Below are 11,476 nucleotides of genomic sequence, written 5' to 3'. Positions count from 1 at the left end.
CGCGTGTACTTCGGTGCGTCGGGTGCGGACCGCCAAGGTGACGTCGTGCGAGTTCGCGAGGTCTGAGGCGACTTCCACCCCGGCGTTGCCACCGCCGACGATAAGTACCTGACCCGGCGGGATCTGCTCGGGCGTTTGGTAGGCGCTGGTGTGCATCCGAGCCCCTTCCACGTCGGCATCCGCGGCCCATTCCGGTAATCGGGGACGCGCTGCGGCACCGGTGGCGCACACGATGTTGCGGGTCTGCACCTCCCCAACGGTGGTGCTCAAGCGCAGCGTTGGGCCGTTGTTATGGGGGGTCACGGCGAGGGCGCGGACTCCCCAGACGGGTTTTACGCCAAGCTCTGCTTCGTATTCGTGGAGGTAGCTCTCGATGTCTCTCGGCGTGGGGTGCCGGTAAGGATCACCTTCCAGTGGTCGGCGCGGGAAGCTAGAGTGCTCGGCGCTGCTGAGCAACCGCATAAAAGGCCGACGTGCGCTCCACGCGCGTCGAGCCCGCGGGGAGCGATCGATGAGGACGAAGTCGCGTTGCGGCTCCATGCCGCGAGCGATCAGTGCTGCTGCGGTTGCCAGTCCAGCCTGCCCCGCGCCCACGATGATGACTCGTCGGTGTGACAGGCCCGCCATTAGGGGGTGTCATCCAAGCGGGTGGTGATGGCTTCTTCGAGGTCGTTCCATCGTTCGATGACGAGGGGTTCGCCGTCGACGAAGAACGTGGGGGTGCGGTTCACGCCGAGGGCACGTCCGTCGTCGAGGTCGGATCGGACACGCTCGAGAGTGATGGGGTCGGCGACCGCTTCGTCGTAGGCCGCCATGTCCAAGCCCAACTCGGTCGCGTACGAGCGAAATAGTTCCGCTTGGCTTTGCTGAGACTCACCCCATTGGGCCTGCGTCTCGAAGAGGCGTTTGTACATTTCTTCGAAGCGTCCCTGGCGTGCTGCGGCTTCCGCGGCGACCGCTGAGTTCTCGGAGTTGATGTGGCCGGGAAGAGGGAAGTAGCGGACGACGTAGTTGATCTGTCCCTCGTACTTCACACGGAGCTCTTCGACGATGGGGTAGTAGGCGCCGCAGGCTTCGCACTCGAAGTCGAGGAACTCCACGATGGTGATGGCGTCGTCGCCTGAGTCGTCAAGGACGTGGGAGTCGTCTCGTACGACCGCTATCGACCCGCCTCCCCTTTCTTCGGCGGCGACGCGGGTGTTGTTCTGATTAACGAGGACGTAGATGACAGCCCCCGCGACGACGGCGACGGCGGTGGCGGCGGTGATGACCGTCGCCTTCCAGTTGATTTTCATGGGTACTCCAGTACTTGGTGGCACGAGAAGGACCCGGGTTTACCCGGGATGAGTGTCGCCGCGGGGGCGACGTGCCGATGTCAGGTTCTGGAAATCCCGAGTTGCGCAATTGTGAGGGCGTGGCCTCCACTTCTGATGACCACCGCGTGGATGAGAGACGGCGGGAGGGCACGCAAGAGTGTGAGCCCGACACGTCCGCGGCGTACCAGGAGATGAATGACGAGGTACAGCACAAATCCGCAGACGACACCTAGAACGCACAGCGCCATTCCGGGTGACGCGTCGTACGCGCTCGCCTGGACAGCTGACGTAACGACGGATGCGGCCGGTTCTTGCGACGCAGCGTCAGAGGCGGTCGCGACTACACCGCTCGCCGGGCCGTTGTCGCTGTGGCTGAGCGCCACGAATCCAAGCAGCATGAGTGCCCCGAGGGCGATGATGGTAATGAATCGCGTTATCGTGCCGTGCTCGTTCTCTCGCGCGGAGCGCGGTGAGCGAGCGTCATCAGACATCGGTAGCCAGTGTACGTAGCGGTTCTGGGCGAATCGCTGGGAAAGGCTGGCGACGACGCTGGGGTGCGATCGGGACGCCACCGCACCCGTTCGAGCGATTCGACGCCGTTCGCGATCAAGCGTGGCGGACATCCCCGGGTTCCGAATCTTGCAGATCGACTGTCTCAATCTGGAAGGTGGAATGCAACACGGACACTTTGAAGTGCTGGGCCACACAGGCTCTGACGTCCTTGAGGACTGCAGCCGCGTGTCCATCCGTGAAACATTCGTCTTCGACGACGACATGCGCGCTGATCGTCGGTAGGCCGGTAGCGACCGTCGAGGCGTGCAGATCATGGACGTCTACGACGTGGTCGAGTTCGAGAATGTGTGATCGCACATCGTCCAGATCCAAACCGTCGGGGGTGAACTCCATCAACACCCGTGACGTTTCGCGCAGCAGCTTGAACGCACGCGGCACGATGAGTGTGGCGATGAAAAGTCCAGCGATGGCGTCAGCTTGAAGGAAACCCGTGGTCCAGATGAGAACGGCCGCAACAATGACCCCGAGCGACCCCAGCGCGTCGTTCAGCACTTCCAGAAACGCCGCCCGCATGTTGAAATTTGCTCCGCGGCTGGAGGAGAGCACGAAGATAGCGATGATGTTCGCGACTAGCCCAATCACTCCGAACACCAGCAGTTCGGTAGCTGGCACCTCAGGGGGCTCGAAGAGCCTGCGTACTCCCTCGATGGCGGCGTAACCCCCGACCGCCATCAATAGAGCCGCTTGGCCAAAGGCGGCGATGACTTCGATACGACGGAACCCCCAGGTGCGTTGCGCATCAGCGGGGCGCCGCATCAGCGTCGCGGCGATAAGCGCAACAAGAAGTCCGGATGCGTCAGTGAGCGCGTGGGCTGTGTCCGTAAGGAGGGCGAGACTCCCAGTGAAGAAGGATCCAACCGCTTGCGTTACGGCGATGGCCGCGGTGATTCCGAAAGCGATCCATAGACGCGCGCGGTGGTCGGTCGGTTGCCCGGCTATGCCGGTAGACGGTGCGTGCGTGTGACCGGCGCCCATCAGGCTGCGTCCGTTCCGAGGGCGAAGTCTTCGCCAGGCTCATGGAGGTGGGCGCATAACGTGGCGCGCGTGCCGGTGTCTTTCAACAGGAGTTCGGCGGCGTTGATGAGGGTCGCAGTCGCGCCAGGTTGCGCAAGGTCAAACCACGAAGCGCGCCCCTCCGAACGAACAGTGACTAGCCGGCAGTCCCGCAGGAAGCTGAGGTGCTTGCTTACGGTTGATTGCGCCAATCCGAGATGCTGAACGAGATCCCTGACGCGATGCTCACCAGAAGCCAGATGCTGGAGAACCGCCAATCGCGTAGGGTCCCCAAGCGCGTCGAATAGATGTGCATACACGGCGGTCGCGTGAGGGTCGAGCAGACCACTCTCGGGTTTCATCGTCACAGGGCGATGATATCGCCAGCTGCCGTCACGATCGCTTCTGAGACGTAATTAGGAATGATGCTCACCCTCGGTGGGACGTCGCGGGACACACCGCCACCCAGAGGCCGCTTCCTGGAATGGAAGCTCCTTGACCCCGCCGATTGGGCCGCCACTAAGGTGCGCCCACTCCGCGAAGCAGTCACCGCATGCATCCGCCGCGAGATCCTCGACTCAGAGCTGGGGGTCGGTGCAGAACCGATCGGTTTCGCACCACCCCCAGGGCAATCGACGAGGTGCCGAAATGTCGCGGATCGGCGCTGTGAGCTTTGGCGCTCCTCCGCGGCGTTCTGTGATCGCTTTATGTCGGCTGATTGGAGAGAGAAGTGTCCTGCGATGAAGGAAGTCGCTTCTACGGCGGGTTGACCGCGGCCGCCGTCCAAAGGCTTACGCCTCTGGCGATGGAGCGCGCCACGTCTTCACTCCGGTGACGTCGAGTGCAGCGCTTTGATCAGCGCCGCCTTATTGAGGCGGTAGTACTGGGGATTTTCTGCGCCTTGGCGCGCTCACGCAGCTCGGCCAGTGTCGACTCAGTGGGCATGTTCGAGGTCGACATGCGCGACGGCAGCGGCTACCGCAGCTTCTGGATCCACTCCGGCGTCCCGTTACAGTTCCTGTTCTTCGCCACCCAGTACCCACCCATCAACCGGGCCTGGGTGGAGGCGATGTTGACCGCGGCGAGCGGACCCCACGGCCTCACCCTGCTGCCGGAACCACCGGCCGAACAGCCTCCGCCTGCCTGAACATCGCCTCAACGCGGCTTGGCGTTCCAGCGGGGCTCGCCGGAACGGCGGGGACCTCATTGCACGGGTGCGGGGAGGACCGTCAGGTCTCGGAGCCCCCCTGACGACATGCTGCCTGGCCCGGGACCACTGGTTACTGTGACAGTTCGCGGTCGAGCCGGTCCAGGAGCACTTCGAGGGACACTTCGAATTCTTCTTGGCTGCGGTCCTGACTGAGCAGGGGACGCAGCCGCACCACTTCATCGGCGTTGTCCAGCGAGATGCTGCCGTCGTGTTGCGGGATGCTCGCGTCCCCTTCGTCCAGCGGTTCCTCCACCGGGCCCGTCTGAGCCCCACGGACCGCGGATTCCAGAAGGAGTTGTCCGAGCAGGAAGCTGCTGAAGGACCGGTAGGCGCCGACGGCCTGCGCGTCGGTGAACCCTTGGCCGATCAGGGCGGTCAGGAACGTGTTGACGACCTCGACGCTGCGCAGCGGAGGGCGCAGGCAGGGCGCCGCCGGGTGCCGGGTGGCCACCAGGGGGAAGGCCATGGGGTGGTCCATCGCGATCCGGCGGACCTCGTGGGCAACGGTCTGCAAGAAGGCCTGCCAATGCGCCCCGGTCTCTTTCTCGAGCGCGGATGTCAGGTCGCTCATCAGCAGCGCGACCACCGCCTCAAGGAGGTCCTCCTTGCCATGCACGTGCCGATACAGCGACATCGCTTCGGTATCCAGTCGGTGCGCCAGGGTCCGCATCGACAAGCCCTGCGCGCCCGATTCGTCGATCATCTCCAGCGCGTTCTTCACGATCAGCTCGCGGCTGAGTCCTTTGGGCGACGATCCCGCCGCGCTTTTACTCACAAAGCACCTCCATGTCAATCCTCGCCTCACGGTCGCCGCAGGCCGCTTACGGTGTACGCAGGGCGCGGACCCTCCGGAACCCGGCCAGCCGGAACTAGGTGCGAAGAGACGTTCGCACCTAGTTCACACGCATCACAAATGAATCACAACGTCAGCGACGCGCGGTCCTTCCCGGCGTCGTGATCCTCGACAAGGCAGCGTCCGCGTCATCTCGCATGGGCCGCGGAACGAGAAGTGAGAAGAGCTCATGTCAGATAACCGCACGAACGACTCTTACGACCGGCGGGACACGACGTCCCCGTCCGCGACTGCCGCTCATGCGGTCGGTGGCGGGGGCAGCACCCGTGAGGAGGTGCTGGAGAGGGAAAAGGAACAGTTCGGGGGGATGAAGTTCGGTTCCGCGTTCTTCGGCTGGCTGACCGCCACCGGCACCGCCGTCCTCCTCACCGCGCTGCTGGCTGCGACCGGCACCGCCGTCGGATTGGGCAACCAGGTCGACCCGGGCGAGGCCGCCGATGCCGCAGCGGAGAACGCGGCCACGATCGGCATCATCGGCGGGATCGTGATTGCCCTGATCCTGCTGATCGCGTATTTCTGCGGCGGATATGTCGCCGGGCGGATGGCACGTTTCGACGGCGTCAAGCAGGGAATCGCGGTGTGGCTGTGGGCCATCATCATCGCCGTGGTGCTGGCGATCATCACCGCCGTCGCCGGTGCCCAGTTCAACGTGCTCGGCAACCTGAACAGCTTCCCCCGCATCCCCATCGGCGAGGGCGATCTCACCGCGGGCAGCATCATCACCGCCATCGTCGCGGCGCTGATCGCGCTCGGCGGTGCGATCCTCGGCGGCCTCGCCGGGATGCGCTACCACCGCCGTGTCGATAGGGCCGGCCTCGGCCGCTGACCCACCACACCCTGAGCTCCCGGGCGCCCGTATCGGGAAGAAAGAAGAGAACCATCACCATGATTGACACCACCAACATCAACGACCTGATCGGCGCCGACGTGTACGGCTCCGACGACGAGAAGATCGGCTCGGTCGGCCAGGTATATGTCGACGCCGAAGCACAGACCCCGACGTGGGTCACCATCAAGACCGGCCTGTTCGGCACCTCGGAAACCTTCGCCCCGCTGGACGACGCGTCTTTCGATGGTTACCAGGTCCGTGTCGCATACCCGAAAGATACGGTCAAGGACGCCCCGCGAATTGACAGCGACGGGGAGATCAGCCGCGAAGAAGAAGACGCGCTATACACCTACTACGGCAACGGCACCGCCGCCCCTGACGCGGCACTGTATGACCAGGACATCGACCGGGGCAACGCCGCTCCCCGTGACACGGAGGGCTACGACACCTCCGGTCCCACCACCGGCGATGCGATGACCCGGTCTGAGGAGCAGCTGCACGTCGGAACAGAGAAGGTCGAGACCGGCCGAGCCCGGCTGCGCAAGCACATCGTCACCGAGCAGGTCACCAAGACCGTCCCGGTCAGCCACGAAGAGATCACCGTCACCCGCGAACCCATCACCGACGCCAACCTCGGCGACGCGATGGCCGGCGGGGAGCTCACCTCGGAGGAGCACGAAGTGGTCCTCACCGGGGAGCGAGTCGTCACCAGCAAGGAAACCGTCCCGGTCGAGCGCGTCAGACTCGGCACCGAGACGGTCACCGACCAGCAGCAGGTCACCGAAGACGTGTCTCACGAAGAGATCGAGCTGATCGACCCCGACGCGGACAGCACCCCTTCGAAGTAGACCCCCCCTGTCGTGCCGGTCAGTTCAGAGCGGGCTCCTGGCCGGCACGACTTCACCCACCCCTGACCCCGCCGCAACAATCGCAATTCCGTTGACACCCTCGAGCCCACTCGGTGTGCGTCACCAATCCCTCTGAAAGAGAGTCACCACTATGAATATCCCTGTCATCCTGCAGGACGCGTTGGCCGCGGTCATCACGTTCGTCCCGCTCGCCCTGTTGTTCCTGCTGATCCTGATCGTCGGCCTCATCGTCGCGAAGCTCATCTCCAAGGGGCTGGAGAAGCTCCTCGAAAAGGTCGGCTTCGACCGTCTTGTCGAACGCGGCGGAATCAAGAAGGCACTGGCCAAGTCGAAACTGGACGCGTCCGACATCGTCGGGAAGATCGTCTACTACACGCTCGTGCTGTTCGTGCTGCAGTTCGCGTTCGGTGTGTTCGGACCCAACCCGGTCAGCGACCTGCTGGAAGGCATCATCGGGTTCCTGCCGAAGATCATCGTCGCGATCATCATCATCGTGATCGCCGCCGCCATCGCCGCCGGCGCGAAGGGGCTCATCCAGAACACCCTGGGCGGGCTGTCGTACGGGAAGATCCTCGCCAACATCGTCGCGATCTTCATCCTGTTCCTCGGTGTCACCGCCGCGCTGAACCAGATCGAGGTCGCCACGACCGTCACCACCCCGATCCTCATCGCCGTGCTCGCGATCATCGCCGGTGTGATCATCGTCGGCGCCGGTGGTGGACTGATCAAGCCCATGCAGCAGCGTTGGGAAGCGATGCTGACCAAGGCCGAAGAAGAGGCGCCGAAGATCCAGCAGGAAGCCAAGAACGCGCCCAGCGTTACGGAGCAGGCCAAGCAGGCGAAGGACCAGGTCCAGAACGCCACCCGCACCCAGCCGCAGCGTCCCACGCTGCCGCCCCGGGTCTGATCGCCCCGGAACACCGCGTGGTGCTGGTCCCGCTCCCTGGCGGGGCCAGCACCACCCCTCTCTGACAGGAAACCACCCATGCACAAGCTGATCCGCTTACTTCCGATCCTTCTTCCCCTGGCGCTGAAGCTGTTCCGATCGCGGCCGGGTGGTCGCCAGGCCGGCCCGCCCGCACCGCGGCGATGACCCCGACCGACGATCCGGAACTGGTGCGACACGAGGAACACCTTCACGTCAGCACCGAAACAGTCCCCGTCGAGGCGATCCGAATCGAGAAGGTCATCGTCACCGAAACGCGCACGTTCACCGCAGACGTGCGCCGCGAGGAACTCCGCATCACCCGCGCACCCATCACCGGCCAGAACAGTCGGAGCTCGGTATCGTCGAACGCACCGACGCTACCGATCGTGATCGTCTTGCGCGAAGAACAGCTGACCGTCACCACCCGCATCGTTCCGGTCGAGAAGATCACCGTGAACGTCGCCAACGTCATTAGCGAACAGCACGTCAGCGAACCCATCCGACATGAACACGTCGACGTCGTCGAACACCGCCTTCCATGACCGCGGCGTGGGCTAGTGCCGCCGGCCATCAGTCGTCAGCTCCGCCCGGAGACCCGCGGAATCACCATGTCCGGGTGAGGTTCTACGAAGGTTGCAGGCAAGCATGGAACACCACCGGCTGGCACGGACGAGCGCGGGAGGCGAAATGAGTGCGCGCATCTACCAGGTCATGGTTCGTGGCCGGATGAGCCCCGCGCTGACGGACTCGTTCACTGCGTTTGAGATCGACACCGACACGGACGGACTGACACGACTGATTGGCGACGTGCCCGACCAGTCGCACCTCCTGGGGCTGCTTACCGCCTTGAACGACCTCCACATCGAGATCGTCTCCGTCAACCCCGTAGCCCGCTGACACCAAGACCTGCGCTGACAAACACCACCGCCCGCCGGACCCCATCGGTGTCTCGAATATGTACAGCTTTTCAAGACATCGGCCCCCACCTTTCGCCCCGGTCGGCGTCAGCGTGATTCCGCGGCGCGAGTCGTCTCGGAAAGTTGTCTTGCCGTGATCTGTCTTACCCCGCTGCGTTGCTGGGTTTATTGAGGCACACTGGCGGTATGAGGCTTTTGGGATACACGCGAGTGAGCACGTCCAGTCAGGATGCGCAGCTGCAGCTCGACGCGCTCGTCTTAGCCGGCGTGCAAAAGCGCGACGTGTTCGCGGACGTCACGTCGGGAAGTCGGGCGGCGATCGAACGCCCCGGGATGAAGAAGCTTCTCGAGCATGCTGCCGAGGGCGACACGGTGGTCGTCTGGCGGGTTGACCGTCTCGGCCGTTCTCTGATCGACGTGCTGAACACGGTGAACCTGTTGCGCGGGCGGGGCGTGCACGTCCGATCCATCTCGGACGGGATCGACCCTGCGACATCGACCGGGCGGTTGATGTTGAACATGCTGGCCACCCTCGCGGAGTACGAGCGCGAACTGATCGTCGAGCGAGTCACCGCCGGGATAGCGGCCGCCCGACAAAACGGGACACGGTTCGGCCGCCCCGTGTCCGACCCCGCGGTGATTGCGGACAAACTTCAGCTGGCAAGGGAGGCGCGGGCGAAGGGACGCACCGCTGAGGACGCTGCCCGCCTGGTCGGGTGGAGCCGCGCCACTCTCTACCGTCACCAGCAAGCGGACGCTGCGCGCGGAAGCGCCGCGATGTAGGTGAGGCGTGGACGCCGAGGAGCGGTGGCGGGTGCTTCGACTTCATGTCGAAGACCAGGTTCCACTCGCGGCCCTCGCCCGCGACACCGGAATCAGCGCCCGCACACTGCAACGCTGGCACCGCCGCTACCTGGACGGCGGGATCTCCGGACTGGACCTGCAGCCCCGCATCGACGCAGGAACCCGGCGCACAGCTCCCGAGACCGTCGCGTTCATCGAACGGCTCGCGCTGACCAGACCACGGCCGAGCCTCGCGACGCTTCATCGGCTGACCGTTGCGGAAGCGACCCGGGAAGGTAGGCCGGTCCCCAGTTACGCGACGGTGCGAGAAGTCGTGCGCGGGCTTGATCCTGCGCTTGTGACGCTGGCGCTGGAGGGGCCGGCGTCGTACCGCGACCGGCACGAACTTGTCCTTCGCCGTCGTGCTGACCGGCCGAACCAAACCTGGCAGTCCGATCACACCGAGCTAGACATCCTCATCGTCGGCTCCGACGGGAAGCCGGATCGACCATGGCTGACGACGGTAATGGACGACTACTCTCGTGCGATCTGCGGATACACCGTCTTCACCGGGGCACCCTCGGCGCTGAACACGGCACTCGCGCTCCGTCAAGCGATCTGGCGAAAGACCGACCCGGCATGGGCCATGTGCGGTCTCCCCGACATCCTGCACGTCGACCACGGCTCTGACTTCACCAGCCACCATCTTGAGCGCACCGCGATCGCGTTGCACATCCGCATCATTCACTCGATCGTTGGCCGCCCTCAGGGTCGAGGCAAGATCGAACGATTCTTCGGCACGATCAACACCGAACTCCTCGCCACACTCCCCGGCCACCTCGGACCAGGCAGCCGCACCCCTACACCGTCGATGGATCTACCCGCGTTGGATCAAGCGATTGGGGCGTTCATCACCGTCTACAACGACCGACCGCACTCCGAGCTTGGAGTTTCGCCGAGGGACGCATGGGTCGCCGACGGCTGGCTTCCGCGGATGCCCGACAGTCTCGAGTACCTCGACACACTCCTCCTTACTGTGCCGAAGAACCGGATCGTGCAAAGAGACGGGATCCACTTCCAAGGCCAGCGCTACCTCGCTCCCACCCTCGCCCCGTTCGTGGGACACCCGATCACGATCCGGTACGACCCGCGCGACATCTCCGAGATCCGCGTCTACGACCACGACACCTTCATCTGCGTCGCCATCGACGAAGCCCACCCGAACCTCAGACTGAGTCTCCGCGACGTCGAAACCGCCCGACGAGCACGCCGACGCGAACTGCGCAAGATCATCAACGAGCGCATCCCGACTACCGCCGCCCGACCTGAACTCCGCCGCGCACCTCAGCCGGCGCGGCGGAACAGGCTGCGCACCTATGAAGAGGACGAGTGATGGGCCAGGCATTCATCGTGACCAAGGAGCACCGACGCTTCATCGAGTTCGCGAATGCCGTCCGGAAAGAGCGAACCATCGGCATCTGCCACGGCGACGCTGGCGTGGGAAAGACCCAATCCGCCCGTAGATACGCCAACTGGGACACTCTCGAGCCGTACATCGATGAGTGGGGACCGCGCAGCGATGCGGACGATGCGTTTTACGCTCTGGCCAACCGGTCCCGCACTGTCTTCTACACGCCAGAAGTTCTGCCTCGACCAAAGGAACTCGTCCGCGAGATCGGTCATTGGCAGATCAAGGTGGACATCTGCGTGGAGGAACACCAACGCACGATCGGTAACGTCACCGGCCAGCGCTCACACAAGAATTCCTTCGTCGAGCTGCTCATCATCGACGAAGCCGAACGGCTCACCCCGATGGCCCTTGAACTGCTCCGGGACCAGCACGACCGCACCCACCTCGCCATCATCCTGGTCGGCATGCCCGGCATCGACCAACGCTTCAGGCACTACCCGCAGCTGTACAGCCGGCTCGGGTTCTCCCACCACTATCGAGCGCTGGGACGCGACGAACTGCTCTTCGTCCTCGACAGACACTGGAAACGAATCGGACGCACCCTCGACCCTGAAGACTTCACCGACGCCCAGGCCATCGCCGCCATCGAACGAATCACGCGTGGCAACTTCCGGCTTCTCGAGCGCCTCTTCCCCCAGATCGCCCGGATACTCAAGATCAATCAACTCGAAGCCATCACCGACGACGTCGTCGAAGCCGCCGCAAGCATCCTCGTCATCGGCGACTAGACGACA

At 64.2% G+C, this 11,476-nt stretch carries 14 protein-coding genes; 9 read left to right on the top strand and 5 right to left on the bottom strand.

The features are described 5' to 3' along the window. The 4 genes from FE256_RS05425 to FE256_RS05410 all read right to left on the bottom strand — a co-directional run. On the bottom strand, positions 1-627 hold a 627-nt coding region (locus tag FE256_RS05425; RefSeq protein WP_138173535.1), incomplete at its 3' end, for an NAD(P)-binding domain-containing protein. Beyond that, a complete protein-coding gene (locus FE256_RS05420) occupies positions 627-1,295 on the bottom strand; it encodes a DsbA family protein (protein ID WP_138173533.1) in 669 nt (222 codons plus the stop codon). The genes FE256_RS05425 and FE256_RS05420, both read right to left, overlap by 1 nt. A 627-nt stretch (positions 1,296-1,922) precedes the next feature. Further along, positions 1,923-2,864, bottom strand: coding sequence for a cation diffusion facilitator family transporter (locus FE256_RS05415; RefSeq protein ID WP_138173531.1), 942 nt, complete (start codon positions 2,862-2,864; stop codon positions 1,923-1,925). Continuing rightward, a complete protein-coding gene (locus tag FE256_RS05410) occupies positions 2,864-3,244 on the bottom strand; it encodes an ArsR/SmtB family transcription factor (RefSeq protein ID WP_138173545.1) in 381 nt (126 codons plus the stop codon). Before FE256_RS05410 ends, FE256_RS05415 begins: the two co-directional genes overlap by 1 nt. A gap of 581 nt (positions 3,245-3,825) precedes the next feature. Here FE256_RS05410 and FE256_RS05405 point away from each other — a divergent pair. Further along, complete coding sequence (locus FE256_RS05405; protein WP_138173529.1) at positions 3,826-4,029, top strand: DUF7882 family protein; 204 nt, start codon at positions 3,826-3,828, stop codon at positions 4,027-4,029. A gap of 133 nt (positions 4,030-4,162) precedes the next feature. On the opposite strand, the gene FE256_RS05400 is transcribed toward FE256_RS05405, so the two are convergent. Further along, a complete protein-coding gene (locus tag FE256_RS05400; protein WP_252370907.1) occupies positions 4,163-4,867 on the bottom strand; it encodes a TetR/AcrR family transcriptional regulator C-terminal domain-containing protein in 705 nt (234 codons plus the stop codon). Positions 4,868-5,252: 385 nt separating this feature from the next. Here FE256_RS05400 and FE256_RS05395 point away from each other — a divergent pair, with 385 nt between their 5' ends. The 8 genes from FE256_RS05395 (at position 5,253) to FE256_RS05360 (ending at position 11,470) form a co-directional block, all read left to right on the top strand. Continuing rightward, positions 5,253-5,771, top strand: coding sequence for a hypothetical protein (locus tag FE256_RS05395; RefSeq protein ID WP_308192659.1), 519 nt, complete (start codon positions 5,253-5,255; stop codon positions 5,769-5,771). 59 nt (positions 5,772-5,830) lie between these two features. Further along, entirely contained in the window at positions 5,831-6,622 is a 792-nt protein-coding gene (locus tag FE256_RS05390) for a DUF2382 domain-containing protein (RefSeq protein ID WP_138173527.1), read from the top strand. Positions 6,623-6,773: 151 nt separating this feature from the next. After that, entirely contained in the window at positions 6,774-7,550 is a 777-nt protein-coding gene (locus FE256_RS05385; RefSeq protein ID WP_138173525.1) for a mechanosensitive ion channel family protein, read from the top strand. Between the two features lie 182 nt (positions 7,551-7,732). Beyond that, positions 7,733-8,113 carry a DUF2382 domain-containing protein gene (locus FE256_RS05380; protein WP_138173523.1) on the top strand — a complete coding sequence of 127 codons (381 nt, stop codon included), beginning with the start codon at positions 7,733-7,735 and terminating at the stop codon, positions 8,111-8,113. Between the two features lie 145 nt (positions 8,114-8,258). Further along, positions 8,259-8,468, top strand: a complete 210-nt coding sequence (locus tag FE256_RS05375; RefSeq protein WP_138173521.1) for a DUF8691 family protein — start codon at positions 8,259-8,261, stop codon at positions 8,466-8,468. A gap of 206 nt (positions 8,469-8,674) precedes the next feature. Then, on the top strand, positions 8,675-9,271 hold the full coding sequence (locus tag FE256_RS05370) for a recombinase family protein (protein WP_128217851.1): 597 nt from the start codon (positions 8,675-8,677) through the stop codon (positions 9,269-9,271). A 7-nt stretch (positions 9,272-9,278) separates the two neighbouring features. After that, positions 9,279-10,664 carry a TnsB C-terminal domain-containing protein gene (locus FE256_RS05365; RefSeq protein WP_128217844.1) on the top strand — a complete coding sequence of 462 codons (1,386 nt, stop codon included), beginning with the start codon at positions 9,279-9,281 and terminating at the stop codon, positions 10,662-10,664. After that, positions 10,664-11,470, top strand: a complete 807-nt coding sequence (locus FE256_RS05360) for an AAA family ATPase (RefSeq protein WP_138173519.1) — start codon at positions 10,664-10,666, stop codon at positions 11,468-11,470. The genes FE256_RS05365 and FE256_RS05360 overlap by 1 nt, the downstream gene beginning before the upstream one ends. The last annotated feature ends 6 nt before the right edge of the window (positions 11,471-11,476 follow it).

It is taken from the genome of Microbacterium sp. 5K110 (genome assembly GCF_005774735.1).
Taxonomy (GTDB): Bacteria; Actinomycetota; Actinomycetes; order Actinomycetales; family Microbacteriaceae; genus Microbacterium.
Note: the sequence above shows the minus strand (reverse complement) of the source record. Positions and strands in the feature narration are given on the sequence as shown.